The organism is Tropicimonas sp. S265A, assembly GCF_049800835.1.
Classification (GTDB): Bacteria; Pseudomonadota; Alphaproteobacteria; order Rhodobacterales; family Rhodobacteraceae; genus Dinoroseobacter.
Genome location: NZ_JBNAFU010000002.1, coordinates 316,384 through 343,024, shown reverse-complemented (window position 1 = coordinate 343,024; position 26,641 = coordinate 316,384). Strand labels below are relative to the sequence as shown.

Sequence of the window (26,641 nt, the reverse complement as noted above, 5' to 3'; positions counted from 1 at the left end):
CAAATCCTAAAACCGAAGTCAGCAAACTTGGAAAGCCGCCATGCCCGCGCAGAAACTCTATGCCGGGGCCAAGCTGCGCGAGACGCGCACGGGCCTTGGCCTCACGCAGAAGGACTTCGCCAGCAAGCTCGGTGTGTCCCTGCCCTACCTCAACCAGATGGAGAACAACAATCGCCCCGTCTCCACCACGGTATTGCTGGCGCTGGCGCAGGAGTTCGGATTTGACGTCACCCAGTTGAGCGCGGGCGAGAGCGAGCGGATGGTGACGGATATGCGCGAGGCGTTGGCCGATCCGGTCTTCGACGGGGCGGCGCCGCCACTGGCCGACCTGCGGCTCGCGGCCTCCAACGCACCTGCCCTGGCGCGGGCGTTCCTGCAACTCCACCACGCGTACCGCGAAACCCACGAACGCCTCGCCTCGCTGGACGAGGCACTGGGGCGGGAAGATGCGACGCTCCAGCCTTCGGCCTGGGAGGAGGTGCGCGATTTCTTCCACTATTGCGACAACTACATCGACGCCGTGGACCGCGCAGCGGAGCATACCGCCAACCAGATCGACGGCGACCTGGAACCCGGCGCGCGCAAGTTGCTGGCCCGCCACGGGGTCGCGGTGCAATACGCCGACCGTGCCGATATCCGCGAGTTCAACGCCAAGTCCGGCGTGTTGACCCTGTCGACCCGAGCCGCCCCCGAAACCCGCCGGTTCCAGCTCCTGGTGCAGCTCGGACTTGCCGGCCAGAACGACCTGCTGGAGGCGACGCTTGATCTGGCCCGCTTTCGTACCGACGAGGCGCGTGCCATCGCCAAGATCGGGCTGGCCAATTACTTCGCCGGTGCGGCCCTGCTGCCGTATACCGCGTTCCAGCACGCCGCCGTCGAAACCAGGCATGACCTCGAACGTCTCGCCGACCGGTTCGGAGCCTCGATCGAGCAGGTCGCGCATCGCCTCTCGACCCTGCAACGCCCCGGGGCGAAGGGCGTGCCGTTCTTTTTTGTCCGGGTCGATCAGGCCGGTACGATCACCAAGCGCCACTCGGCAACGCGCCTGCAATTCGCGCGCTTCGGCGGGGCGTGCCCCTTGTGGAATGTCCATCAGGCATTTGAAACGCCGGGCCGGTTCCTGCGCCAGCTTGCCGAAACCCCCGATGGTGTCCGGTATCTGTGCTTGGCCCGCGCGGTGTCCAAATCAGGTCGCAGCTGGGGCGCACCCACGCGCCGCTACGCCATCGGTCTGGGCGTGGAGGTGCGCCATGCCGGCAGTCTGGTCTACGCCGACGGGCTGGACCTTACGCAAGGGTTCGAGCCGATCGGCATCTCCTGCCGAATTTGCGAACGGCGCAACTGCCACCAACGCTCCGTGCCGCCGCTGGAACGGCGTCTCAGCGTTGATCCCGGCACGCGCGGCGTGCTCCCCTATACCGTGGAAGAGGTTTGAACCCGGCAACGTAGCGCCGCCCGGACCGAGGCCCGGGCGGGGGTCGTTCCGGCCCCGTTCGGCCGGGGCCGCCGGTGCACTGGCAAATCTGCCTCAGGCCGCTTCGGCTGCGCAGATCATCGTCCAGATCTCATCCTTCAGGCGCATGCGGGTGCGGCGCAGCTCTTCCTCTGCCGCATCCGAAATGGCCTCTACCCGCGTCTCGGCCCGGTGAACGGCCCGGTTGACCTCGTGATACTCGTCAAAAAGCCGGGCAAAATGCGCATCCTCGGCCTTCAGCGTCGACATCACGGCAACCTTGTCCGGAAATTCCTCGGCCAGTTCATGGGGCGTGTTGGACATGACTCTCTCCCTTTTGTTCGCGGTCCTTGGGGGCATTCTTATGCCCCTCGGCGCGGCGGACCTTGATCCGGGTCAAACAGCCGTCGAGTCACGGTACATAAATTGTACCAAAAATGCACGTTTTCATCCCAGCCCCGCGATTTCGCGCCTATCCCTTGGTCTCGGGCACGGACGGGGTGCGCGCGCGGCGGCGCAATTGCGCCTCGCGCCACGACATGAACGAAATCGCCGCCACGATCAGCCCGCCACCCAGCAGGACAAACGCGTCCACAGCCTCGCCGAAGACCACCGCGCCAAGGGCTGTGGCCCAGACCAGTTGCAGGAACGTCACCGGCTGCGTCACCGTCAGCGGCGCGGCCTGAAACGCCAGCGTCATGGTGTAATGCCCCGCGGTCGCAAAGCACGCGACCCCGAACAGCACCCCCAACTGCCCCGGCGTGACCGGCACCCAGACCGCCAGCGCAAAGGGTGCAAGGCAGATCGACACGACAATCGACAGCCCCGCCACGACCACGCTGGGGTCGGCGCGATCCGACAGGCTCTTGGCCAGCAGATAGCTGCCCGCGAAACTCAGCGCGGTGAACCCCATCGCGATATGGCCGGGGCTCAGGTCCCGAAATCCGGGCCGCAGAATGATCAGCGCGCCCAGCAGCGCCACGCAGATCGCCGCGATCCGGCGCGCCGCCAAAGTCTCGCCCATGAAGAGCGCTGCGCCCAGCGTGACGTAAACCGGGCTGAGGTAGTTCATCGCTGTCACTTCCGCGATGGGGATCTGGGTCATCGCGTAAAACCACGCGATCACCCCGCCGCTATGGACCACGCCGCGCACCGTGAAGAGACCAATCTCCGTACGCGACAGGCGCAATTGTATCAGGCGCCCGGCAATCGGGATCAGAAAGACAAGGCCAAGGATATATCGCAGGAACGCCGATTGCGCCGCCGGGATCGCGTCGCCGATGGATTTGACCAGTGCGGTGACGCCGACAAAACAGAAGCCGGTGACAACCATCCAGAGGATCCCGGCAAGGGGTTTGGCAGGTGGGGCGCTCATGCGTTCAGCCCTGACACGACGGCTCGGGACGGACAAGTCCGATCACGGCACCCCGAAATAGAGCAGCTTGGCGGCAATCGCCCACATGGTCACAGCAATCACCGCATCCAGCACCCGCCATGCAGCGGGGCGCGCAAAGATCGGCGCCAGCAGCCGCGCGCCGTAGCCGAGCAGCACGAAAAACAGCGCCGAGGCAGTTGCCGCACCCATCCCGAAGGCAACCTCCGCGCCTGGAAACCCGCGCGACAGCGCCCCCAGCAGGATGACTGTATCAAGGTACACATGCGGGTTCGCCCACGTGATCGCGAGGCAGGTCAGCACAGCGGCGCGCAAGCTGCCCGGCCCGCCGGCCTCCGGCGTCAGCGCGTCCCCGCCGCGCCATGCCGCCCGTGCGTGGCTGATACCATACCAGATCAGAACCGCCGCCCCGCCATAGAGCAGGATCGGACCTACCGCCGGGAAGCGCGCCTCGACCGTCGCAAAGCTCGTCACCCCGATCCCGATCAGAAGGATTTCCGACACGATACAGGTCGCCACGACTGCGCCGACATGCGCCCGCCGCAACCCCTGCCGCAGGACAAACGCGTTCTGCGCCCCGATCGCGAGGATCAGTTGCAAGCTCACCGCGAAACCGGCAATCGCCGCGGTCCAGAGGCCGGTCATGCTGTCCATATCGGGGGCGTCTTCCTCGGCGCGTTTCGCCCCCTGCTAGGGCTTTCGAATTGTTTAGTATAGTTAAAGAGTTTGAGAGTTAATTAGAGATTCTAATGTTTAGTGATCCCAACCTTCGCGCGCTCGCCGCCATTTTGCGCACCGGCTCGTTCGAGGCCGCCGCCCGCGACGAAGGCGTCAGCCCCGCCGCGATCTCCATCCGGCTCAAAGCGCTGGAGGACCGGACAGGCACACTTCTGGTCAACCGCAGCCGCGGCAATCGTGGCCCCTGCACCGGCACCGAAGCCGGGCTGCGCCTGCTGCGCCACGCAGATGCCGTTGCCCTGCTGGAGGCTGAACTGGCCCAGGACCTGCCCAGCCTCGGCCCGGCCGCTACCCCCCATGTCCGGATCGCGGTGAACGCTGACAGCCTTGCGACATGGGTGCTGCCCGCGCTCGCGCAGATCAAGGGCATGGTGTTCGATCTGGTCGTTGACGATCAGGACCATTCCGCCAATTGGCTGACACGCGGCGCTGTTCTGGGGGCGATCAGCGCCACGCGCAAACCCGGGACCGGGACGGATGGGTATGCGCTGGGGCGCTTGCGCTACCGCGCCACGGCCAGCCCGGCCTTCATGAAAACGCATTTTTTCCATGGCGTTACGGTCGAGACGATGGCGAAAGCCCCCTCCCTGCAGTTCGACACCAAGGACACGCTGCAATCGCAATGGGCGCGTCTGGCTCTGGGTGATCACGCGCGCCCGGGTCCGGCGCATCAACTGCCTTCGACCCACGGGTTCGTTGACGCCTGTCTCGCCGGGCTGGGGTGGGGCCTGAACCCGGAACCGCTCGTGACCCAGGCGCTGCGCAACCGCCACCTCGTTGAACTCCGGCCCGGCGTCCCGCTGGATACGCGGCTCTACTGGCATGTCTCGCGCCTGCATGCGGACCTGCTGGCCCCGCTGACGCTGGCCTTGCGCAAAACCGCGCGCGCACGCCTGCTGGAGCCTTAGGCGGCGCGGAGGAGGCGGCGGCGGCGCAACCAGAGCTCCAGCACCAGAAGATACGGAACATAGAAGGCAAAGACCTGCACCTGGTCGAACAGCCCGCTGAAATCCGGCTCCGACCCCCAGCCATCGGTCAACAGATACCAAAGCCCGTAATGCACCCGGTAAATCCACGACGCGAGTGCGAGGACCACCAGTCGCATCGCCCATTCGGAATGCGCCGTCCAGTTTTTCTCTGTCGCGCGTTGCCAGAGTTTCAAGGCGCAAAGCAGCATCAACGCGCCGTAAAGGGTGAACCCCACATCCATCAGACGTCCACCGATCGTCCCCACATAGGCAATGAAGGCGAGCCCGCCTGCCGCTGTGATCAGTGCGAGCGGTACCAATACGCGCCCGGTCCATCTGTGCAGATGGGGCACCTGCCCCCATGCCCCGAGCGCGGCCTGTACAGGGATGAAAAGCGTGATCAACCCACCCGCGATCATGTGCACCATCAGGCCGCGTGTGACGTCCAACTGACCGGGAACCCACAAATAGGTCTCCGCGCTCAGATCGCGCGTCAGCCCCCGCCAACCGAACTGCACGGCATACAGAACAAAAGGCGATACCAGCACCAGAAGCAGTCCTAACCCGAAACGCCGGAGGATTTTGTCTCGTCGCACACAAGCCTCTGTTTCTTTTGTGTAAAAATACCTCGATCCCTACAAAAACCAAGGGCGCAGCGTCACCTAGAGCGGCCAGACCACCAACAAAACCGGGATAGATACCGCAACGATCAATACCTCAAGCGGCAGACCCATGCGCCAGTAGTCGCCAAACCTATATCCACCCGGCCCAAGGATGAGCGTGTTGTTCTTGTGCCCGATGGGCGTCAGGAACGCCGCCGAGGCCGCGACCGCGACGGCCATCAGGAACGGGTCGGGCGACACGCCCAGCACACGCGCCATTTCGATCCCGACGGGGGCGGCAACGATGGTGGTGGCGGTGTTATTCAGCACATCCGACAGCGTCATCGTCACCACCATCAGCGCGGTCAGCACAGCCCATGCGGGCCAGCCTTGGGTCAGGGTCAGCAACCCGCCCGCCAGCAGTTCCGTGCCGCCCGATGCCTCAAGCGCGGCTCCGAGCGGGATCATGGAGCCCAGAAGGACCACCACCGGCCATTCGATATGCGTGTAAAGCTCGGACTTCGGCAGGATTTTCAGAAGCACGTAGGCCATGGCCACGATGCCAAGCGCCACGGGCAGGTAGACGAGCCCAAGTGCGGCGGCGGCCACGGCGGCGGCAAAGATACCGATGGCAAGCCATGTCATGTTGTCCTGCGTGACAGACGCGTTGCGGTCCGCAAGCGGCAAGACGCCAAGCCAATCGAGCACCTCGTCCCGGCTTTCCTCGGGCACAAGCAACAACAGGATATCGCCCGACCGCAGCGGGGTTTTGCGCACCTGTCTGGTGATGCGCCGCCCCTCCCGCGCGACGCCCATCAGGACGGTGCGCTGCCGCCACGCGAGGCCCACGGCCTGCGCCGTCTTGCCGTTCACCCGGCTCGTGTCGGTGACGACAGCCTCGACAAAGGTGACGCCCGATCCGGCCTCTTTGAGTGCCTCAACCCGTTTGGCATCGGAAAAGTCGAGCTTCGCGGCGGCGCGGAATTCATCGAGGGCTTCGGGTCGCGCCTCAAGCACCAGCGCGTCACCCGGCGCAAGCTTGAGGTAGCGTGCGGAGAACCGGCGCTTGCCATCGCGGATGACCCCGAGGATCGCGACATCGGCTTTCTCAGCCGTCTCGAACAACACCTCCAGTGGCTCGCCAATATGGGCGCTGCCTTCGGGTACGGTGAGCTCGGCAATATAGTCGGAAAACTGCTCCAGCCCCTCGCCCGCCTGCACCTCATCACTGCCATTGGGGATCAGCCGCCAGCCGACGAGCGCGACGAAGGCAAGGCCTGCAAGGGCTGCTGCCCCGCCCACGGGCGCGAAGTCGAACATGGCAAAGGGTTCGCCCACCGACTCCTCACGGATCGCGGCGATGATGATGTTGGGCGGTGTGCCGATCAGGGTGACCATGCCACCGAGGATCGTCGCGAAACTGAGCGGCATCAGCGTCAGCCCCGCCACCCGCCCGGCCTTGCGCGCAGTGGCGATGTCGACCGGCATCAGGAGCGCAAGGGCTGCGACATTGTTCATGAAGGCCGACAGGACCGCCCCGACACCGCCCATGATCGCGATATGCGCACCGAGCCCGCGCGACGCGTCAACCAGCGTGCGCGTGATGAGCAGTACCGCGCCGGAGCGGACCAGCCCGGCCGAGACCACAAGCACGAGGGCGACAACAATCGTTGCCGGATGCCCGAACCCGGCAAAGGCGTCCTTTGCCGGCACAAGGCCCAGAACGACGGCGAGAAGGAGCGCTGAAAACGCCACGATGTCATAGCGAATACGCCCCCAGAGCAGGAGCGCGAACACAGCACCAAAGAGACTGAAGAGGAGGATCTGGTCCGAGGTCATGGCCAACGCTAGCCCAGAACCCAAGGCAGGGAAAACGGGTTTCGCGGATCACGCGTTGCTGACCAGACGGTGAGAATTCGATCACGCGCACTGACCGCTTGTTCATGTGCATGTGAGCGCCCGCTCCCCTAGCCTCCCCGCAGCATTGGCCAATGCACTGCTTGCATCTGCAATCCCAAAGGAGACACTTCTGTGAAACACATTCTGAAAGCTGCCCTTGTTGCAGCGGGCTTGGCCGTGGCAACCGGTCCGGCGCTTGCCGGAAACCAACTGGCCGTGGCCATCGGCGGCTATGATACCGTGTCCTACCACACCAGCGAACCGGCCATGGGCGAGGCGCGATTCAACCACTTCCACAATGGCGCGATCTGGTATTTCACCTCTGCCGAGAACCGCGATCTGTTTGCCGCCGACCCGGACCGTTACGCCCCGGCCTATGACGGCTATTGCTCCTGGGCGGCCAGCCAGGGCTACAAGGCGCCGGGCGACCCGAACGTTTGGGAGATTGTCGACAACACACTGTATGTGCAGGTCCATCCCCGCGCGCAGGAGTTGTGGCAGGCCGATATCCCCGCGCATATCGTGGCGGGCGACGAGAACTGGCCGCGCATCCACCCGTTCTGAGCACAGCGCCCGGTCGCCATCCAAACGGGTGGCGGCCCGGCGTATGATCGACGGGATAATCCCGCCTGCGCCCCATTGCCCCCGGTGATCGAGTTGCGCTATCTGGGCACGCACCAAGACACCCACCTTCTCCGGGAGCATACCATGGCAGGCCATTCCAAATGGGCAAACATCCAGCATCGCAAGGGCCGACAGGACAAGGCGCGGTCCAAGCTGTTTTCCAAGCTCGCCAAGGAAATCACCGTGGCGGCCAAGATGGGCGACCCGGACCCCGACAAGAACCCGCGCCTGCGGCTGGCGGTGAAAGAGGCCAAGTCGCAATCGGTTCCGAAGGACGTGATCGAGCGTGCGATCAAGAAATCGCAGGGTGGTGAGGCCGAGAATTACGACGAGATCCGGTACGAGGGCTACGGCCCCGGCGGCGTAGCCGTGATCGTCGAGGCGATGACCGACAACCGCAACCGCACGGCCTCAACCGTCCGGTCCACGTTTTCCAAGAACGGCGGGAACCTGGGCGAGACCGGATCGGTCAGCTTCATGTTCGACCGCAAAGGCGAGATCGTCTATCCGGCGGAGGTCGGCGATGCCGACACCGTCATGATGGCAGCGATCGAAGCGGGCGCGGAAGATGTCGAAAGCACCGAGGATGGGCATACGATCTGGTGCGCCGACACGGACCTGAACGATGTCTCAAACGCGCTTGAGGCCGAATTGGGCGAAAGCGAAGCGACACGCCTGGTCTGGAAACCGCAGACCACGACCGAACTGGGTCTGGAAGAGATGCAGAAGCTTATGAAGCTGCTGGACGCCTTGGAAGATGACGACGACATCCAGAAGGTCACGGCGAATTTCGAGACCTCGGATGAGGTGATGGAGCAGTTGTAAGCGGTTTTCTCGGCTGTCGCGAAAATACAGAACCGAAGACGAGCGCCGGAAATCCCTAGCGCGCGGGCAGGGAACGCACGATTGAAGCCATGTGGCGCATGTCGGTCCCGCAGCATCCACCGAATACCCTTAGGCCAGGATTGCGCCGAAATACGTCAGCAATCTCTCGTCCGAGCGCCTCGGGATCGCCGTCATCCAGCGTCGTCGCCTCGTCTAATTCCGCGTGTGAACAGGTTGACGCGTTTGCCACGACACCCATCAACCTTGGATGCGCCTCCAGCGCATCGAAAAAATGGCTAGGATGGGCGCAATTCACCATAAAATACTCGGCCGCCCTTTCTGTCCGCTGATCAATCTGATCGATGGCATCAAGCAACGGGGTGCCGTCGTCAAGCCGACCGTCTGTTTCCACGACCAAGGACATCACAATCGGCAAGCCAGCATCCTTCGCGGCCAATATGCAGCCAGCCGCTTCATCGATGCGATTGAACGTGTAGGCGGTTGCAAAATCGACACTGGTTCCTTTGAACGTATTAAGCTGCTGCGCGTGGTATTTCCGGGCATCAGAAACTGACGTCGCAGCGGTCTCCGCATAGGGATCCTGGCGTGGCCCAATACAGGCCGAAAGGAGGATGTCATTCCGATCGGCTTTCTGGCGCACGCTCTCCATAAGCGAAGCAGCATCCTTGTTCACGCCCTCAAGCCGGTCCACACCATAACCTAGCGGTGCTGCGCGGTCGGCATTTGCCATCCAAGTCGGCGTATCGAGAATACAGCCCATGTTCGCGATGCCCGCCAGTCTTGCCAAGGCTTCCATCTGCTCCGCGAGGAGACAACGGGTCTCTTGTGTCTCCAGAAGCGGGAACGAGGCAAAACCCGGCATATCCACGCCGTGATTGAAGATCAGATCTGTTCCGGTTCCAGCATAAACCAAGTAGGGCTTGTCGCTTTCGCCCGGTAGCATCCGTCTCATGAAAAGCCCTTGTTTGCTTCACCCCTTGTTCTTGACGGTAGCAAAACCAACCATTGGCACAAAGACATTCCCCGGGTGCGCAGCGAAACCCGTCAGATCCGCTATCTGCAAATGTCCGTTTGGTTTCGTAGAAATGACTTGGTTCAAACGTTTCGTTCAATGCAGCAAACATCGAAAAAGGTTCGGCGCCCTTCGCCCCCTAAAGCGGAAACACCAGCGGAATAACCAAACTGGCCACGATCCCGGTGCTGAGGTTCAGCGGGATTCCGACCTTCATGAAGTCCGTGAACCGATACCCGCCGGGGCCGTAGACGAGCATGTTGGTCTGGTAGCCGATGGGCGTGGCGAAGCTGGCCGAGGCGGCGATCATCACGGCCACGACCAGCGCGCGGGGGTCGATGCCGAGGGCGGTGGCAAGGCCGATGGCGATGGGCGTGACGACGACCGCGACGGCGTTGTTGGAGACAAGCTCTGTCAGCACGGATGTCAGCAGGTAGATCGCCCATATGATCAGGAAGGGCGGCAGCATCGACAGACCCGGCGCGATCCAGCCGACGATCATGGCGACGGCACCCGAAGCCTCAAGCGCGGCCCCGATGGCGAGCATGGCGAAGATCAGGGCGAGCAAGCGCCCCTCGATGAACGAAAAGGCCTCCTCGGCATCTATGCAGCGGGTCAGCAGGACGACCGCGACGGCGAGGATCGCGCACATCAGGATCGGCGCGAGGCCGGTCGCGGCGAGCACAACGATCCCGGCCATGGCCGCGAGCGCGATGGGCGCGTGGCTGCGCCGGTAGGCGCGCGCAGAGGGTTGCGCGATGTCCACCAGCCCCTGATCGACGGCGAGGCGCTGGATGTCTTCGGGGTTGCCCTCCAGCAGGAGTGTGTCGCCAACGCGGACGACCAGATCATCAAGCTGGCGACCGATATTCTGGTTCCGGCGGTGCGCGGCGATCGGGTAGACGCCGTAGCGACGGCGCAGGCGCAACTGGCCAAGCGAGCGCCCGACAAGGCCACAGCCCGGGGTGATCAGCACCTCTACCGTCGTGGTGCGGACCGAGCTGAGTTTGTCGATGCCCTCGACCTCGGGCCCGGTGGAGGTTTCCACCAGCTTATTGGACTTGATCGACAGAAGCTCTGCCATTTCCGTGCGAAGAACGACGCGGTCGCCCTGTTCCAGAACGACACTGCCCATATCGCGGCGCAGGGACAGGTCCCCCCGCAGAACGTCGATCAGGCGGACGCCATCGCGCCGAAACATCTCCACCTCCTGCGCGCGGCGGCCGATGAGGGGGCTGTCCTCGGGGATGGCGACCTCGGTAAAGAATTTCATGCGGGACTTGTTGGTCAGAAGCTCCGCCATGCTGTCGCGCGCGGGCAGCAGGCGGCGGGCGACGAAAGCGATATAGATCATGCCCCAGGCGACGACAGCAATGCCGACGGGGGTGATTTCGAACAGCGAAAACGGCTCCAGCCCGTTGGCGCGGGCAACACCATCGACGAGCAGGTTGGTGGAGGTGCCGATCAGCGTCAGCGTGCCGCCCATGATTGCCGCATAGCTGAGCGGGATCAGGATTTTCGACGCACGAATGCGAAGGGTTTTGGCCAGTTGCACGAACACCGGGATCATCACCACGACAACGGGCGTGTTCGAGACGAACGCCGAGGCCAGCGCGACGAAGCCCAGCAGCACGCCGAGTGCGACCTTGGGCCGACCCGCCGCGCGGTCCTGCGCAAAGGACGTGAACCAGTCAAGCGCACCGGTACGCACCAGCGCGCCCATCACGATGAACATCGCGGCAATCGTCCAGGGCGCAGGGTTGGAGAACACGGTCAAGGCAGCGTCATAGGGCAAGAGCCCGAGCACCAGTAGCAGGGTCGCACCCGCCAGCGCCGTGACTTCCGCGGGATAAACCTCACGGACGAACAGCACGAACATGCCGAGCACCACGGCAAGGGTGGTCAGGGCCTCCTGCGTCGGGGTCAGGCCAAGATCGAGCATAGGTGTGCCGGGGTCCGTACGGTTAGCGTTCCGAGGATGCAGTCTGCGCAGGTGGCGCAGGCTTTGCAAGCGCGGCATTCCTGCGGGGCTGGACGAGAAACAGTCCTGCGCACATCAGCACGAGTGCAGCCCAGACCGGCCCCGAGTAGCGTTCCGACAGCAGCAGCATCGCCCAGATCAGTCCGAACCCAGTCACGAGGTAGGCTGCCTGCCCGGCAAAAACCGGTCCCGCCCGCCCTACGAGCCAGACATAGGACGCGTAGACAAGCCCGTGGATCACGGAGGAGGCCACAAGGGCGGCTTCGGCGCCTCCCCAGGGCGGTCGCGGGTCCACCCAGACGCCCGTAATCAGGGTGACGGGCAAGGCGAGGACAGCCCCGACGAGCGAGGCCCCCCAGAGCACCTGTAGCGGATCGAGCCCATAGGTGCCCCAGCGGGCGACGATATTGCCCTCGACCGCGTAGAAGAGCGGGGCGATCAGCGCGACGGGAATCCAGACAAGCGCGACGGCCTGCAATGCACCGCTGCCCGGCAGGACGATCAGGGCAACCCCGGCCAGCCCGCAGGCCAGCCCGCCGAGGCGCAGCGCGGAGAACCGATCAAGCCCGAGGACCAGTGCGATCGGGAAGGCAAGCATCGGCACCAAGGACAGCAGGATCGACACGATACCAGAGGGCAGATGCGCGATGGCCGCATAGCTGGCGGTGTTCGGGATCAATGTGCCGACCAGAGCGACAAGACCATAAAGCCGAAGGTGGACAGGCCCGAGTGGCAGCCCGCGCCCGCGCAGGACGCATATCGCGCCAAGCACGACCGCTCCGATCGCCAGTTGCCAGAAAACGAGGCCAAAGGGCGGGTGCCCGGTCGAGACGGCGATTTTCGAAAGCGGTTGGGTGATCCCCCATCCCGCCCCGATTGCCACCAGAACGGCGGTAAGGCGGACCCGCTCGGGCCCCGTCACGCAGGACCGGACGAGGCAAGCCGTCCGCCCTGGCGGACCATTTCCACCCGGGTTGCGGCTCCGGTCCGGTCATCGGTTTCGACGTAGAGACCCGACAGCGTCGCCGCACCCTTGGCGGGCTGGAAACGGCCCTTGGGCATGCCGGTCACGAACCGGCGCAAGGGTTCCTCCGGGTCCATCCCGATCACGGAGTTGTAGTCGCCGCACATGCCCGCATCGGTCTGAAACGCCGTATCGCCGGTCAGGATCTGGGCATCCCCCGTGGGCACATGCGTATGGGTGCCAACCACGACGCTGGCCTTGCCCGCGCAGAAATGGCCGACGGCCATTTTCTCGGACGTGGCCTCGCAATGGATGTCGATGAGGCTGGCGTTGACCAGCCCGCCGCGCGGGTGGGTGCGCAGCAACGCATCGAGCGCCGAGAACGGGTCCGAAAACGGGCGTTTCATGAAGACCTGCCCCAGCACCTGCGCGACGAGGATCTTCTTGCCGCCGGGGGCCTCATAGACGCGCGCACCTTTGCCGGGCGCGTCCTTGGCAAAATTGATCGGGCGCAGGATGCGCGGTTCTGTTTCGATGAACTGAAGCATATCGCGTTGATCGAAGGCATGATCGCCAAGCGTGATCACATCCGCGCCGGCCTGCAGGAGCAGACGCGCGTGCTCGGGCGTGAGGCCAGCGCCGTTTGAGGCATTCTCGCCGTTGACGACCACGAAATCCAGCCGCCACTCGGCCCGCAGACGCGGCAGGTGGTCGATAATGGCAGTGCGGCCTGCGCGGCCCATAACGTCGCCAAGAAAAAGCAATTTCATGTTCTATGCCCTAGGCACTTGTTGCGGTTGGCGCAAGCGCGGGAAGGCGTCTGGTCGGGTTTGAAGGCTCTGCCAGCGCAGCTTTTGGCTACGCCGCCAGGACACTTGCGGATTGGAATGAAGATCAGGAGCGCGGCCAGAGCAGGGTTTCGGCTTCGGTCACAAGCCCATCGAGGCGGGCATCGGTCGGCTCTGTCGGCAAGCCGGGCTGTTCCTGCGCTGCAAAGGCAAAGCCGATGGCATGTGTGTCGGGGTCTGCGGCACGCAGACAGGCGAGGGTTCGGTCATAAAATCCGCCGCCATAGCCCAACCGCATGCCTTGCGCGTCAAAGGCCAGCAGCGGCACGATCAGGATGCGAGGGGTCATCGGAACGGGGTTGCGTGGCACCCGCGCCCCGTACGCGCCGTCCGTCATCTCGGCCCCGGGGTACCACTTGTGAAAGGCCAGCGCTGCGCCCTTGTCCTGAACGACTGGAACACAAACTGGCCGACCAGCCCAATCCAGCGCCGTCATGGCCGGCAGGGGGTCAAGCTCGGACCGGATCGGCATATAGCCCGCGACCGGGCCCTCGGGCAGGGTCTGCAGGAGAGCGAGCAGGCGATCTGTTGCGGCCTCCACCGCCGCGCGGCCAAGGCGCGCATCGCTGTCAAACGCCATCCCGCGCCGCGTGCGCGCCGTCTTCCGGGCAGCCGCCTTTCGATTGGCAGTCGTCACAACAGGATCATCGAAGCAAGGCCGAGGAAGGCGAAAAAGCCCACCACATCGGTCACCGTTGTCACGAAAGTGCCAGAGGCCAGTGCCGGGTCGATCCCGAGTTTGTCGAGCGCCAGCGGGATCAGCAATCCGGCGAACCCGGCGACCCCGAGATTGATCACCATCGCCGCGCCGATGACCAGCGCCAGCACCGGCGTCCCGAACCATACGAGGCTGACCCCGCCCATGATCACCGCGAAAACCAGACCGTTGAGCAGGCTCGCCGTCACCTCGCGGCGCAGAACCCGCCAGGCGTTCGATCCGGTAAGGTCCTTGGTGGCGATGGCACGCACCGCCACGGTGAGCGACTGGGTGCCGGCATTGCCGCCCATGGACGCCACGATGGGCATCAGCACCGCAAGGGCGACCACCTGCATGATCACCTCCTCGAAGATCGAGATGACCAGCGATGCGACGATCGCCGTCAGCAGGTTCACCGCCAGCCACGGAAAGCGTTGCCGCGTGATTGCCCATGTGGTGTCGGAAACGGATTCGTCGCCCACACCCGCAAGGCGCAGGATATCCTCGTTATGCTCTTCGTCGAGCACAGCCATGGCATCGTCGATGGTGATCACGCCCACGAGCCGATCCTCTTCATCCACGACCGGGGCGGAAATCAGGTGATACTGGTTGAACGCATAGGCCACGTCGGCCTCATCCTGCAGGGCCGGGATCGTGCGAAACGTGTCTTCGGTGATATCCGAAAGGGCCGTGCCGCGTGTGGATCCCAGCATCCGGCCCAGGGTGACATACCCGGTGGGACGCAGGCGCGGGTCGACAAGGATGACGTGGTAGAACTGATCGGGCAGATCATCCGCAGCGCGGATATGGTCGATCGTCTGGCCCACGGTCCAGTGTTCCGGGGCCATTACCAGCTCTCGCTGCATGAGACGCCCGGCGGAGGTTTCGGGGTATTGCAGGGATTGTTCGACAGCGACCCGGTCTGGCGCCTCCAGCACCTGAAGGATCGCATCCTGCTGCGCGGCATCGAGGTCTTCGACCAGATCGACCACATCGTCGCTGTCGAGGTCACGGACCGCATCGGCCAGTGCCTCGGGTTCCAGTGCGGCGATGACGTCTTCACGCAGGCTCTCATCCAGTTCGGAGAGAACCTCGCCCATGTCTTCCGACCGCCAGAGCGACAGGACATCGCGACGTTTGGCCGGCCCGATCTGTTCAAAAAGGTCCGCGACATCGGCCGGGTGCAACGGTTCCAGCAATTCCGCAACGCGCGCGGCGTCGTGAGCCCCGAGCGCGTCGTAGAGGCTGGCAACAAGACCACGGTCGAGGGCGTATTCGACCTCGGTCTCTGCCTCCGGAACCTGCTCGGGCTCTGCCATCGCGTGCCTCTTCGCTTCGCTTGTGCGAACCATAGGGCGCAGTTGCAGCAATGACCAATGCAAAGGCGCGTCGCAGGGCGATTTACAATCCGCCAAGCGGGCGGCAGGGTGCGGGCATGTCACAACTCCTTCTTTGCGGGCAGACCCTGGAAATCACCGGCAACCCGATGCGGGCGCCGCATGGGGACGTGTGCCGCCATGACCCAAGGGGAGGTGTTCTGATCGAAGACGGGCGGATCGCGGCCCTTGGCGACGCGGCGGCCTTGCGCGCGGCGCATCCGGACGCGGAGGTGGTCGATCTGGGTGACGCGCTGATCCTGCCGGGGTTCGTAGATGCCCACGCCCATTTCGCGCAGACCCGTATCATCGCAAGCTGGGGCAAGCGGCTGATTGACTGGCTCAACAGCTATACGTTTCCAGAAGAGATGCGCTTTGCCGACCCAAGCTATGCGGCCGGGATCGCAGAGGCGTATTTCGATCTGACACTGGCGCAGGGGACCACGACGGTGTGCAGCTATGGCACGGTACACCCCGAGAGCGTGGACGCCTATTTCGAAGCGGCGCGCGCGCGCGGGCTGCGGGCGCTGTGCGGCAAGACCTGTATGGACCGCAACGCGCCGGACGGGCTGCGCGACGACGCACAGACGGCGCACGACCAGTCCGCCGCGCTATTGGCGCGCTGGCACGGGGTGGACCGGCTGTCCTACGTGATCACACCGCGGTTTTCGCCGACCTCGACCCGCGCGCAACTTGAGGCGATGGGGGCTTTGTATGCCGCACACCCGGACTGCCTGATGCAGACGCATCTGAGCGAGCAGACGGACGAGATCGCCTGGGTGGCGGAGCTGTTTCCGGAGACGCGCGATTACCTCGACACCTACGAACGCGCGGGTCTTCTGGGGCCAACGGCGCTGTTTGGCCATGCGATTCACCTGACCGCGCGGGAGCGGGACCGGATGGCGGAGGTTGGCGCCGCGTTGGTCCACTGTCCGACCTCGAACACGTTCATCGGCTCGGGGCTCTTTGACATGGGCGGCCTGGCCGGAACGCACCGGATAGGACTGGCCACCGACACTGGCGGCGGATCGAGTTTTTCCATGCTGCGGACGATGGCCGCGGCCTATGAGGTGGCGCAACTGGGCGGACGGCCGTTGCATCCGTCAGAGCTGCTCTGGCTCGCCACGCGCGGCAGCGCAGAGGCGCTGCACCTGGGCGACCGGATCGGCACGCTGGCGGTGGGGATGGAGGCAGATCTGGTGGCGCTCGATCTCGGCTCCACCCCGGCAATCGCGCAGCGCGCTGCCCGCGCGAGCGACATCTGGGAAGCCGTGTTTCCGACGATCATGATGGGCGATGACCGGGCCGTGGCAGGCGTTTGGGTCGCGGGTGCGCGGGTCGTCGGAACGGCATAGCTGGGGGCGATGCCCGCGCAGCTTTCGGCGGCGCCCCCGCGATATCTCACGACTTGAATGAAACGGGTTCAGCAGGGCCGGGCGAGGGTCATGACCCAGTACGTTCCGGCACGCCCGGTTCCCGCGGCGGTGGGGTTGCGGCTGAACATCAGCGCGGCGTGCTCCGGGGAGTTGATCCAGCCTTCGACAACGGCGGCTTCGGTGCGTTGACCCCTGGCGATGGTTTCGGCGGCGTAGCAGGCGTCGAACCCGGCCGCGCGCATCCGGCGCAGCGGGGTAGAGCCGTCGGGGGCTTCGTGCGCGAAATAGCCTTTGCTGGACATGTCCTGCGCGTGGGTGGCGGCCGCCTGATCGAGGGCGCCGGCCTGTGGCAGCGGCGGCAGGCCCCGTGCCGCGCGCGCCCCGTTGACCTCTGCCAGCAGGCCGGGCGCGGGGACACCTTGCGAGGCGGTGGTCGGGGGACCGGGAGGCACCGTGCAGGCGCCAAGTGTTGCAAGGACCGCCAGAAGGGAAAGACCTTGGCGGATCATTCTGCCATCAGCCGCGTCACGGCACGGTTTTGATCGGCGGCAAGACGCGCGGCGTCCACGCGGCTCAGGGCCCCGCCTTCTACGACCAAACGACCCTCGACGATCAGATCGCGCACGCGCGGAGGCCCTGAGAGCAGGAGCGCAGCCACCGGATCCCAAGCCCCTGCGGCCTCCAGCCCTGTGACATCCCAGATCGCCAGATCAGCGCGGAACCCGGGGGCGATCTGGCCAAGCTCTGCCGCGCGGCCCAGCACCTCCGCCCCGCCGCGCGTGGCGATTTCGAGCGCCTCGCGGGCGGACATGGCGTCCGCTCCGCTGCGGACGCGCTGCAACAGCATCGCCTGCCGTGTTTCCGCAATCAGCGATCCGGCATCATTGGACGCCGAGCCGTCGACCCCGAGTGCGACCGGCACACCTGCGTCGCGCATGGCCCGCACCGGCGCGATACCGGAGCCGAGGCGGCAATTCGAACAGGGACAATGGGCCACGCCGGTTCTGGTGCGGGCAAACAGGTCGATTTCGGAAGCATCCAGTTTCACGCAATGGGCGTGCCAGACATCCGCGCCGGTCCAGCCCAGGTCCTCGGCATACTGACCGGGACGGCAGCCGAACTGTGCGAGGCTATAGGCGATATCCTCGTCATTCTCAGCCAGGTGCGTGTGCAGGCGCACGCCTTTCTCGCGCGCCAGCAGCGCGGCATCGCGCATCAGCTCGCGGCTGACAGAGAAGGGTGAACAGGGCGCCAGGCCAACCTGCACCATTGCCCCCGGGCCGGTCTCGTGGAAGGCGTCGATCACGCGGATACTGTCGTTCAGGATTGCAGCCTCATCCTCCACCAGCGCGTCGGGGGGCAGACCGCCTGCGCTTTGCCCGATCGACATGGACCCGCGTGTCGGATGAAAGCGCAGCCCAAGTTCGCTGGCCGCCTCGATCGTATCCTCCAAACGGGTGCCGTTGGGAAAGATGTAGAGGTGATCCGAAGAGAGCGTGCAGCCCGTGAGCGCCAGTTCCGCCAACCCGACCATTGCAGCGGTGCGGATATCATCCGGCGTCATGCGCGCCCAGATCGGGTACAGAGTCTGCAACCATCCGAACAACAAGGCATCTTGCGCGGCGGGAACGGCTCGGGTCAGCGTCTGGTTCAGATGGTGATGGGTATTGATCAGGCCGGGCGTGACAACGCAACCCCGCGCTGAAAGCGTTCTGCCCTGCGTTTCGAGGCCCGGTCCGATCTGCTGGATCACACCGTCGCGGACCAGGATGTCCGTTTCGGGCAATTCACGGCGCGCCGCGTCCATGGTGACGACAACGCGGGCGTTCCGGATCAGAAGGTCAGTCATGGGATGTGCCGCAGGATGTCGAGCGCGGCCGCATGGATGCTCGGGTTGGCTGCTGCAAGCGCCCGACCGCCCGCATGGGCCGGCGCGCCCTGCCAGTCGGTCACGATGCCGCCTGCCGCCTCGATCACCGCGATCGGAGCGCAAATGTCATAGGCCTGCAAGCCGGCCTCGATCACGAGATCAATCTGACCCGCGGCAAGCAACCCGTATGCATAGCAATCCATACCGTAGCGCGTGAGCCGCACGTGTTCGGCGACTGCTTCGAACCCACGCCGGTCTTCTGGTGAGCCCACTTCGGGGAAAGTCGTGAACAGGATGGCGTCCGACAGCGCTTCGGTCCGACGGGTCGCGAGGACTTGGGTTCCGCTCGGACCCGAGACCCCCACCTGCCCGGCTCCGCCAAAGAACCGTTCGCCAATGTAGGGCTGGTCAATCACCCCGAGGTGCGGGCCGGTTGCGTCGCAGAGCGCGATCAGGACACCCCATGTCGGCGCGCCGCTGAGATAGGCGCGGGTTCCGTCGATCGGATCAAGTACCCATGTCAGGCCCGATGTCCCGTCCGTTGTGCCGAACTCCTCGCCCAGGATCGCATCATCCGGGCGCATGTCGGCCAGTATCTCGCGCATTGCCAGTTCCGTTGCGCGGTCGGCTTCGGTTACCGGATCGAACCCCGCGGCATCCTTGTTCGACACCTGCAAGGCAGCGGATCGAAAATGCCGCAGCGTGATCGGGCGCGCGACATCTGCCAACCGATGCGCGGTCCGCCACAAACTGTCTGCATCTGCATCGGTCAAAGAGGCGGCATGGCGCATGGGACGTTCCAACAGCTGGCGAGCGGACATGATAAAGCCGCGCTACCGATTGGGCGGCGCGGCGTCAAGCAGGCCGGGGCGTGAAGCACCCTCGCTGCGCGAGATTGGTCAGGCGGCGTCGCTCAGAACGCGCGCGAGGTCAAAAAGGCGGCGGCGCTGTGTTTCTGGAATCGCGTAGTAGGAGCGCACAAGCTCCAGCGCTTCCTTGTCCGACAGCAGGTCGCCCGGCAGGTCCGGCACCGTGTTGGCTTCGGCGTCATTGCCGATGCCCTCGAAAAAGAAGCTCGGCTGGACCTTCAGGGCTGCGCTGATCTCCCACAGACGGGATGCGCTCACACGATTCATGCCGGTTTCGTATTTCTGGATCTGCTGGAACTTGATACCTACACGCTCTGCCAACTGCTGTTGGGTCATTCCGACCATCCACCGACGGTGCCGAATGCGCTTTCCCACATGTACGTCGACAGGGTGCTTCATAATCGTCTCCTTAGCCGTCGTCTCTTGAACATCTCTGGTTACAAGCAAATAGCATGCCAGTTTTGAAATACCGTTCGACAGCCCAACGGACTGACTTGATCAAACCATTAAAACGCGGAAAAAACCCGGCAAATTGCTGGCGCTACGTGGCTCAGGCGGATTTGCGCGCATAGCCGGTTAATTGTTCCCCACGAATCTTAATCTCCCTATGCGTGTCTATCATTTTGCATTGCATTTTGCAATTTTTCGCAAGTTGGGGAGTTCAAAACGCGACAGATCTGAGCCACGGCTGCAACGGCTGGTCAACGGCGCGTGCACAAACTAGCGTCCGCCGGAAGCAATTGACGCCCAAACCAACCGAATCCGAGAGTATGATGCGCGCGTTTCTGACCGATGACCTGACAGCCGCCCCGAAATTTGCCGACATCCCGACGCCCGAACCTGGTCCGACAGATGTGGTGGTCGAGATCGCGGCGTGTGGACTGAACTTCGCCGATCTGTTGATGGCAAAGGGAAAGTATCAGGAGAAGCCTCCCCTGCCGGTGACGCTCGGCCTCGAAGTGGCGGGCACGGTCAGTGCGGTGGGCACGGACGTGGAGACCCTGCATGTGGGGCAGCGCGTGGCGGTTTACAGCGGCCATGGTGGTCTGGCAGAGGTTGGCGCGTTTCCGGCGGCGCGCTGTGTGCCACTGCCCGACAGCATGAGCTTGACCGACGCGGCTGGCTTCCAGATTGCCTATGGCAGCTCGCATCTGGCGCTGGCCCACACGGCCCGACTGCAACCGGGTGAACGCCTTCTGGTCCTGGGTGCTGCGGGCGGGGTCGGACTGACAGCGGTTGAGATCGGCAAAGTCATGGGCGCCGAAGTGATCGCAAGCGCCCGCGGCCCGGAAAAGCTGGCGCAAGCCAGAGCCGCAGGCGCCGATCACCTGATCGACAGCAACGATGACACGCTGCGCGAGACTGTCAAAGCGCTTGGCGGGGCGGATGTTGTCTATGATCCGGTCGGCGGACCCGCCTTCACGGAGGCGTTTCGCGCCTGCAACCCGGAGGCACGCATGCTTCTGATCGGATTTGCGGGCGGCGACCTGCCCGAGATCAAGCCGAACCATCTGCTGGTGAAAAACATCTCCGTTCACGGGTTCTATTGGGGCGGGTTTCTGAAGTTCAATCCGACGGCCTTGACCGACAGCCTCTCGCAGCTCTTTGCGTGGTACGATGAGGGCAGGATCAAGCCGCATATCAGCCATGTTCTGCCGTTCGACCGCGTCGAAGAAGGAATGGAACTGCTGCGCACCCGCAAGTCGACCGGCAAGGTGGTGATCCAGATCGCCTGACCAGCCGTCAGAGCGCCCCGAATGCCTGCCGCAAGGCATCGATCAGATTGTCGCTGACAGGGTCACTGGCCAGACGGTTCGCGTACATGTTGATCTGCTTGCTCGGCAAGGCCGGCAAACCGCCGCCATGGGCGATCCGCTCCATGTAGGCCGGCTCCATCCCTTCCAGCATGACATGTACCGCAAGATCCGCCGAGACACTGGCCTCGATCGTGCGGGAACTGTCCGCCTCGACGCCCATCTCCCATGGTACGCCATCAGCATCCAGCGCGTCCTGAACCGACCTGCGGAAAATGCAGTTGTGCTCAAATGCCAATCGCAGCGGCCGTTGGCGCCAAGCCGACCCGCCAGGCGCACCAACCCAGGCCAGCGGCAGTTCGCACAGCGTCTCTCCGCCAGCTTCAACCGCATCTTCGGTCGTCAGAACGATCGCCGCCTCGCCACGGTTGAACATCTGCTTCAGCCGTGTGGTGAAGGACGACACCAACTGCACCTTGACCCTTGGATATTCGGCGTTGAACCGCTGCAGAACCTGAGGGATCGCCGGGTAGACGATATCGTGCGGGACACCAAGCACGACCTCACCTTCGAAGGCCTGATCCGTCATCCGGGCATAAATCTCGTCATTGAGTGACAGCATCCGCCGCGCATAGCCCAACAGCTGCTCGCCGGTCGCCGTCAGCGCCACGCCGCGCCCGGCCCGGTCCAAAAGTGCGATACCCAACCCGTCTTCGAGGCGTTTGAGCTGCATGGATACGGCCGATTGCGTCAGGTTCAGCACGCCCGCGGCGCGGGTCACGCCCCCGTTCTCGGCCACTGCCACGAAAGAGCGCAACGCGGTAAGGTCCAGATTTCGAGGCATATCACTTTTCCTGATGCTTCAGATCACAATCATTCGTTTTCAATATGTATCAGGGTGCGCCATATACATCAACATACAGAATGAAACACACCGGAGACATCAGGAAAGCGAAAGGATCGCACCATGCACAGCCCGTCCCCCTCCCGTCCCACCTCTTCCGTACTCGCCCGTCTATTCGGGCTGACCGGCGCCGAGTTGCGCCTGCCGAAAGTCGGCTTGGACACAGTGCTAACTCTGGTCGCGTTGCGCAGGCAGCGTCGGCAGCTCAAATCTCTGGATGCGCATCTGTTGCGCGATATCGGACTTGAGCCGGACGAGGCAGACAGTGAAGCGCGCCGTCCCGTCTGGGACGTGCCATCGAACTGGAAACTGTAACTAGCAGCGCAAAAATCTTGCATATTCGATGCATATTTTTGACCAATCGGCCAAAACGCGTGAAAATGCCTGCTTTTTGGCCGGTTTTCCCCCTGCTTCCCCTCTTGAAATAAGCGTCAATCCGGCCAATATCTTTGCCAACCGGGCCGCGCCATCGGTCCGTTCTTTTTCAAGGAGGGTTCAATGGCACAATACGACACGATCCGCACTGCCGGCGCAGGCGTGCGCACAGCGCAGATCGATGAGGGTCTGCGCGCCCACTTCAACAAGGTCTACGGGCTCATGTCCGTGGCTATGGTCCTGACCGCTGCTGTCGCGTGGGCCGTCGGCACGAACGAAGCTCTTGTTGCTGCCATCTGGGGCTCCCCCGTCAAGTGGCTGGTGATGTTCGCACCGCTGATCATGGTGTTTGCCTTCAGCGCGATGATCAACAAGATGTCGGCTGCCGCCGCGCAGGTATTCTTCTATGCGTTTGCCGCAGCGATGGGCCTGTCCATCGCGTGGATTTTCGCAGCCTACACCGGCGTGTCGATCGCACAGACGTTCCTTGTCACCGCCATCGCCTTCGCGGGTCTCAGCCTGTACGGCTACACGACCAAAAAGGACCTGAGCGGCTGGGGCCGGTTCCTGATCATGGGCGTGATCGGCCTGATCGCAGCCTCGATCATCAACATCTTCCTCGGCTCTCCGGCGATTGCCTTCGCTGTGTCAGTTCTGGGTGTGTTGATCTTCGCAGCGCTGACAGCCTATGACACGCAGCGCATCAAGACCGAGTATATCGAGCATGCGCAGTACGGTGATCAGGAATGGCTGGCGAAGTCTGCGATCATGGGCGCGCTGTCGCTCTACATCAACTTCATCAACATGTTCATGTTCCTGCTGCAGTTCCTCGGCAATCGCGAGTAACCTTCAGGGCATTCGAAAAGACGAAGGCCGGCGCATGCGCCGGCCTTTTTTGCGTCTACCATGGGACTGGACCCGCAGGCTCAGAGACAGGTCAGTGCAATCGCGTAGGACGTCTCGGCACGGTAGGCCGGCCCGGCGGGCGCGCAGCCGGTGACCGTATCGGCCATGCGCTTGAGCGCCTCGGATTGGTCGATCGTCCCGCCAGAGCCATGCGCCACGAGGAAATACTGCCCGTCGGACGCAATCTGGGACACGGTAAAGGTCTGCCCCCCGGCGCTGAGTGGAATGCCGTCGCGCGATTTGCGCTCGGCCATCGCGCGGGCAGCCGCCTCGCCCTGCGTCAGCGGCACTTTGGAGCGCCGCATCTGGTCGGAAACGGTCGTGTAGCTGGGCGCGGACCGACGCGCGGCAAGGGTGGCTTGCTGTGCAGCCGCATCCCGGTTGTCGATGGCGGCGGTGGTCTTGCCGACCGGATGTTTGTCGAAGCCGACCGGATCGGGTGCACATGCCGCCAGAGCGACGATGGGCAGAATCAGAATGAGCGGACGCATGGCCTGTCTCCGTTTGGAAATATCCGGCGGAGTGTCTGCGCTTAACATGGCAAGATCACGGCAACCGCTGGGAGATCACCGGGCAGATGTCACAAGGACCGGTCCATCCTGACGGCGCGGAACGGCAACCCGGCAGGCCCGAGCGGCACATCCACTTCCCCAAGCGGCGCAAAGCCCATCGCCCTGTAAAACGGGACCGCCGTGAGGGTCGACAGAGCCTCCAGACGGGTTGCGCCTCTGGCGCCAGCATCTGCCAGGATGTGGTCCATCAGCGCGCGCCCGAACCCGCGCCGCACCGCGCGGTGATCGGTGACGACATGGCGGACATGCCCTAGCCCCGGGGCCGGGCGAGTGCCCTTGGGCGGCCCAAAGGTCCAGCCCCCTGCCGCGCGCAGAATCCCCTCCTGCTCCACAACGAAGTAGGTCCCGCAGGTGATCAGGGCAGGCTGCGCACGCGAGATCAGCGGCAGGGCCGTCACCATCACCGACGGCGGATAGTCCGGCTTGAGCAGGACCGGATAGCTCGCAGCCAGCAGGGCATCCACATCCGCGACATCGCGGGACGTGCCGGGGCGAATGACTAGGGACATCTGGAGACCTCGGACATATGGGGCAAAAAACAAAAAAACCGCGCTCGGGAGCGCGGTTCTTGGATCGTCACAGGGGGGCAGGATTACTTGATCTTGCCTTCCTTGTATTCGACGTGCTTGCGCGCGACCGGGTCGTACTTCCGCACGACCATCTTCTCGGTCATCGTACGGGCGTTTTTCTTGGTCACGTAGAAGTGGCCGGTATCCGCTGTGGAGTTCAGGCGGATCTTGATCGTTGTCGGCTTCGCCATGGTGCGGACTCCTTGAACGGGCGGAACGTCAGGCAAGCCCAAAGGCGGGCTGGCCCGGTGAAGTTGAAGCCCGGTGTTTACTCGCCTCAGGCGGGCTGTCAACAGGATTCGGCGCGCGGGCGGGCCTGTAAGCCGGATTCTGTCCCGGGGTTGCCCCCATGGATGACCATTCCTCTGAGCGGCCCGTTGCCGAGCACGCTTTAGCTGCCAACCCGGACCCCTGGGCTGAAGCGTCCCGGCGCTTGCGCGCCGCGGGGTCCCTATTTGGCATTGCTCCAGGTGGGGCTTGCCATGCCGGGACTGTTGCCAGCCCCGCGGTGGGCTCTTACCCCACCGTTTCATCCTTACCCCGGACCAGCCGGGGCGGTTTCATTTCTGTGGCGCTTTCCGTCGGGTTTCCCCGCCCGGGCGTTACCCGGCACCTATGCTTCGTGGAGTCCGGACTTTCCTCGACCGAAAGGCCGCGGCCATCCAGCCCACCCGCGCGTCTGTCCGCTTAGGCGCTGGCGGGGCGAGCGTCAACGCCGAAGCGGTCCGCGAGGGTCTGCGCGAGCGCCATATCCGCCGTCGCCAACGGGCCCGACGCGCCCGGCCGGAACCGGGACCGGAATGCCGCGAGGCGCGTGGCGGCGTCCGCCGGATGGGTCATGCCAAAGCGCGACAGCGCAGCCTCGAAACGCGCGGCATCCGGCGGAAGGTCCGGTTCCGCATCCGGCCAGATTGCGAGCCCCTGCCGCGCCAGGCGGCGCCAGTCAAAGCGCGGACCGGGGTCAATCTTGCGCCCCGGCGCCATGTCCGAGTGGCCGATGACACCAGCAGGCGGGATGCTCCACCGGTCCATGACGGCGGCCAACAGGGCCTCCAGCGCAGACAGGAGAGGCTCTGAAAACGGGCTGGACCCGTCATTATCGAGCTCGATCCCTATGGAGTGGCTGTTGACGTCCGTGATCGCACCCCACTGCCCTGCCCCGGCGTGCCACGCGCGGTGTGCCTCATCGACCATCTGGATGGAATGGCCATCGCGCGCGATCAGATAATGCGCAGAAACCTGTGCCTCCGGGTTGCAGAGCCAGTCACAGGCCGCCTCTGCCGAAGTCATGGCCGTATAGTGCAGAACAATCAGCGAGGGCTTCGCGCCATCGCGCCTGTCTCCGCAATTCGGAGACGGACGCCAATCAATCGGGGTCAGTTGCGCACCGCAAGACGGAACGGACGCGGGTCCCAACCACAGACATATCCGTCACCATCAGGGTCCAGCCCATTGCGGTCCCGCTCCGGACCGCCCGCGTTCAGAAACGCCTGTTGCGCGGCATTCGGGCCGCTGTAGCGCCCGCACGCCCGTGCGGCGCGTTCCGCCGAACCGCCGGAGCGAGGATAGACCGACTGGCCAACTCGGTGGCTTGTCGCAAGTGCGAACCGCACGATGGCATCGAAACTGTCCCCACCAGGCCGGCTGGGCAGCGCGGTAGGTTCCACCACGCGGTATTGCTCGCGTTGGGCGGCAAGGCGGGCGGCATCGTCTTCGATGGTAAGCCGGTCTGACACCGCCTCGAAGTCGTTCTCGTCCGAAATGCCCGGACCGCGCGCCAGAAGTTCGGTGCCCGCCCGGGGCTGCCCGACGGTTTCGGCCTCCCCGACACCTGCGATATCGGTGACGGGGGCCTCCGCGCCCGCGGGCAAGCCGAGCGAGGTGCCCGACGCCAGCGCCGCGTCGCGGGCGCGCTGTTCGGCCTCAAAGGCGCTGACATCACCGAAACCGACACCCGCGCCACGGTCATCCGGCACGCCGGGGTCGCACGCCGCAAGGACAAGGACGGTGGCCGATACGGCGAGGCTGCGCACTCCGAAGATCAT

29 protein-coding genes and 1 other RNA gene are annotated in these 26,641 nt (G+C 64.3%); 8 read left to right on the top strand and 22 right to left on the bottom strand.

Annotated elements, in window-relative coordinates:
- Positions 1–40 precede the first annotated feature (40 nt).
- Positions 41–1,435 carry a helix-turn-helix domain-containing protein gene (locus ACP15N_RS09335; RefSeq protein ID WP_425091967.1) on the top strand — a complete coding sequence of 465 codons (1,395 nt, stop codon included), beginning with the start codon at positions 41–43 and terminating at the stop codon, positions 1,433–1,435.
- 93 nt (positions 1,436–1,528) lie between these two features.
- On the opposite strand, the gene ACP15N_RS09330 is transcribed toward ACP15N_RS09335, so the two are convergent.
- The 3 genes from ACP15N_RS09330 to ACP15N_RS09320 form a co-directional block, all read right to left on the bottom strand.
- Positions 1,529–1,777 (bottom strand): YdcH family protein, encoded by a 249-nt coding sequence (locus ACP15N_RS09330; RefSeq protein ID WP_425091966.1) that lies wholly within the window; start codon positions 1,775–1,777, stop codon positions 1,529–1,531.
- Positions 1,778–1,925: 148 nt separating this feature from the next.
- Complete coding sequence (locus ACP15N_RS09325; protein WP_425091965.1) at positions 1,926–2,828, bottom strand: DMT family transporter; 903 nt, start codon at positions 2,826–2,828, stop codon at positions 1,926–1,928.
- Between the two features lie 42 nt (positions 2,829–2,870).
- Entirely contained in the window at positions 2,871–3,500 is a 630-nt protein-coding gene (locus tag ACP15N_RS09320) for a LysE/ArgO family amino acid transporter (RefSeq protein ID WP_425091964.1), read from the bottom strand.
- 95 nt (positions 3,501–3,595) lie between these two features.
- On the opposite strand from ACP15N_RS09320, the gene ACP15N_RS09315 reads away from it, so the two are divergent.
- Positions 3,596–4,492, top strand: a complete 897-nt coding sequence (locus ACP15N_RS09315; RefSeq protein WP_425091963.1) for a LysR family transcriptional regulator ArgP — start codon at positions 3,596–3,598, stop codon at positions 4,490–4,492.
- On the opposite strand, the gene ACP15N_RS09310 is transcribed toward ACP15N_RS09315, so the two are convergent.
- Positions 4,489–5,148, bottom strand: a complete 660-nt coding sequence (locus ACP15N_RS09310; protein ID WP_425091962.1) for a DUF2306 domain-containing protein — start codon at positions 5,146–5,148, stop codon at positions 4,489–4,491. The two genes, ACP15N_RS09315 and ACP15N_RS09310, sit on opposite strands and share 4 nt — an antisense overlap.
- A 66-nt stretch (positions 5,149–5,214) precedes the next feature.
- The gene (locus tag ACP15N_RS09305) at positions 5,215–6,993 is read right to left on the bottom strand and encodes an SLC13 family permease (protein ID WP_425092120.1); all 1,779 of its coding nucleotides are present in this window, start codon (positions 6,991–6,993) and stop codon (positions 5,215–5,217) included.
- A 192-nt stretch (positions 6,994–7,185) separates the two neighbouring features.
- Between ACP15N_RS09305 and ACP15N_RS09300 the strand changes: the two genes are divergently transcribed.
- Entirely contained in the window at positions 7,186–7,617 is a 432-nt protein-coding gene (locus ACP15N_RS09300; protein WP_425091961.1) for a YHS domain-containing (seleno)protein, read from the top strand.
- Positions 7,618–7,761: 144 nt separating this feature from the next.
- A complete protein-coding gene (locus tag ACP15N_RS09295; protein ID WP_425091960.1) occupies positions 7,762–8,502 on the top strand; it encodes a YebC/PmpR family DNA-binding transcriptional regulator in 741 nt (246 codons plus the stop codon).
- 55 nt (positions 8,503–8,557) lie between these two features.
- Here the strand turns inward: ACP15N_RS09295 and ACP15N_RS09290 are convergent, their stop codons facing one another.
- The 6 genes from ACP15N_RS09290 to mgtE form a co-directional block, all read right to left on the bottom strand.
- Positions 8,558–9,466: a homocysteine S-methyltransferase family protein gene (locus ACP15N_RS09290; protein ID WP_425091959.1), complete on the bottom strand. Its 909-nt coding sequence runs from the start codon at positions 9,464–9,466 to the stop codon at positions 8,558–8,560.
- A 208-nt stretch (positions 9,467–9,674) separates the two neighbouring features.
- Positions 9,675–11,477, bottom strand: a complete 1,803-nt coding sequence (locus tag ACP15N_RS09285) for an SLC13 family permease (protein WP_425091958.1) — start codon at positions 11,475–11,477, stop codon at positions 9,675–9,677.
- A 22-nt stretch (positions 11,478–11,499) separates the two neighbouring features.
- A complete protein-coding gene (locus tag ACP15N_RS09280) occupies positions 11,500–12,438 on the bottom strand; it encodes a DMT family transporter (protein WP_425091957.1) in 939 nt (312 codons plus the stop codon).
- A complete protein-coding gene (locus ACP15N_RS09275) occupies positions 12,435–13,250 on the bottom strand; it encodes a TIGR00282 family metallophosphoesterase (protein WP_425091956.1) in 816 nt (271 codons plus the stop codon). Before ACP15N_RS09275 ends, ACP15N_RS09280 begins: the two co-directional genes overlap by 4 nt.
- A 124-nt stretch (positions 13,251–13,374) precedes the next feature.
- Entirely contained in the window at positions 13,375–13,965 is a 591-nt protein-coding gene (locus ACP15N_RS09270; protein ID WP_425091955.1) for a 5-formyltetrahydrofolate cyclo-ligase, read from the bottom strand.
- On the bottom strand, positions 13,962–15,344 hold the full coding sequence (mgtE, locus tag ACP15N_RS09265; protein ID WP_425091954.1) for a magnesium transporter: 1,383 nt from the start codon (positions 15,342–15,344) through the stop codon (positions 13,962–13,964). The genes ACP15N_RS09270 and mgtE overlap by 4 nt, the downstream gene beginning before the upstream one ends.
- 116 nt (positions 15,345–15,460) lie before the next feature.
- Here mgtE and guaD point away from each other — a divergent pair, with 116 nt between their 5' ends.
- A complete protein-coding gene (gene guaD, locus ACP15N_RS09260; protein WP_425091953.1) occupies positions 15,461–16,756 on the top strand; it encodes a guanine deaminase in 1,296 nt (431 codons plus the stop codon).
- A gap of 68 nt (positions 16,757–16,824) precedes the next feature.
- Here guaD and ACP15N_RS09255 read toward each other — a convergent pair whose 3' ends face one another.
- From ACP15N_RS09255 to ACP15N_RS09240, 4 genes are all read right to left on the bottom strand, one after another.
- Positions 16,825–17,286: a CAP domain-containing protein gene (locus ACP15N_RS09255; RefSeq protein ID WP_425091952.1), complete on the bottom strand. Its 462-nt coding sequence runs from the start codon at positions 17,284–17,286 to the stop codon at positions 16,825–16,827.
- On the bottom strand, positions 17,283–18,626 hold the full coding sequence (locus ACP15N_RS09250; protein WP_425091951.1) for an 8-oxoguanine deaminase: 1,344 nt from the start codon (positions 18,624–18,626) through the stop codon (positions 17,283–17,285). The genes ACP15N_RS09255 and ACP15N_RS09250 overlap by 4 nt, the downstream gene beginning before the upstream one ends.
- Entirely contained in the window at positions 18,623–19,438 is an 816-nt protein-coding gene (gene hisN, locus ACP15N_RS09245) for a histidinol-phosphatase (protein ID WP_425092119.1), read from the bottom strand. The genes ACP15N_RS09250 and hisN overlap by 4 nt, the downstream gene beginning before the upstream one ends.
- A gap of 108 nt (positions 19,439–19,546) precedes the next feature.
- Entirely contained in the window at positions 19,547–19,915 is a 369-nt protein-coding gene (locus tag ACP15N_RS09240) for a helix-turn-helix domain-containing protein (RefSeq protein WP_425091950.1), read from the bottom strand.
- Positions 19,916–20,289: 374 nt separating this feature from the next.
- Between ACP15N_RS09240 and ACP15N_RS09235 the strand changes: the two genes are divergently transcribed.
- Positions 20,290–21,252 (top strand): NADPH:quinone oxidoreductase family protein, encoded by a 963-nt coding sequence (locus ACP15N_RS09235; protein WP_425092118.1) that lies wholly within the window; start codon positions 20,290–20,292, stop codon positions 21,250–21,252.
- Between the two features lie 7 nt (positions 21,253–21,259).
- Here the strand turns inward: ACP15N_RS09235 and ACP15N_RS09230 are convergent, their stop codons facing one another.
- Positions 21,260–22,114, bottom strand: a complete 855-nt coding sequence (locus ACP15N_RS09230) for a LysR family transcriptional regulator (protein ID WP_425091949.1) — start codon at positions 22,112–22,114, stop codon at positions 21,260–21,262.
- Between the two features lie 123 nt (positions 22,115–22,237).
- On the opposite strand from ACP15N_RS09230, the gene ACP15N_RS09225 reads away from it, so the two are divergent.
- Positions 22,238–22,489 (top strand): DUF1127 domain-containing protein, encoded by a 252-nt coding sequence (locus ACP15N_RS09225; protein WP_425091948.1) that lies wholly within the window; start codon positions 22,238–22,240, stop codon positions 22,487–22,489.
- A 183-nt stretch (positions 22,490–22,672) separates the two neighbouring features.
- Complete coding sequence (locus ACP15N_RS09220; RefSeq protein WP_425091947.1) at positions 22,673–23,395, top strand: Bax inhibitor-1/YccA family protein; 723 nt, start codon at positions 22,673–22,675, stop codon at positions 23,393–23,395.
- A gap of 80 nt (positions 23,396–23,475) precedes the next feature.
- Here the strand turns inward: ACP15N_RS09220 and ACP15N_RS09215 are convergent, their stop codons facing one another.
- The 6 genes from ACP15N_RS09215 to ACP15N_RS09190 form a co-directional block, all read right to left on the bottom strand.
- A complete protein-coding gene (locus tag ACP15N_RS09215; RefSeq protein ID WP_425091946.1) occupies positions 23,476–23,946 on the bottom strand; it encodes a hypothetical protein in 471 nt (156 codons plus the stop codon).
- A gap of 89 nt (positions 23,947–24,035) precedes the next feature.
- Entirely contained in the window at positions 24,036–24,536 is a 501-nt protein-coding gene (locus ACP15N_RS09210; RefSeq protein ID WP_425091945.1) for a GNAT family N-acetyltransferase, read from the bottom strand.
- An 83-nt stretch (positions 24,537–24,619) separates the two neighbouring features.
- Positions 24,620–24,787 (bottom strand): 50S ribosomal protein L33, encoded by a 168-nt coding sequence (gene rpmG / locus ACP15N_RS09205; protein ID WP_012179442.1) that lies wholly within the window; start codon positions 24,785–24,787, stop codon positions 24,620–24,622.
- A gap of 112 nt (positions 24,788–24,899) precedes the next feature.
- Positions 24,900–25,270, bottom strand: an RNA gene (rnpB, locus tag ACP15N_RS09200) — RNase P RNA component class A.
- A 13-nt stretch (positions 25,271–25,283) separates the two neighbouring features.
- The gene (locus ACP15N_RS09195; protein WP_425091944.1) at positions 25,284–25,886 is read right to left on the bottom strand and encodes an N-acetylmuramoyl-L-alanine amidase; all 603 of its coding nucleotides are present in this window, start codon (positions 25,884–25,886) and stop codon (positions 25,284–25,286) included.
- An 86-nt stretch (positions 25,887–25,972) separates the two neighbouring features.
- Positions 25,973–26,641 (bottom strand): hypothetical protein, encoded by a 669-nt coding sequence (locus ACP15N_RS09190; RefSeq protein WP_425091943.1) that lies wholly within the window; start codon positions 26,639–26,641, stop codon positions 25,973–25,975.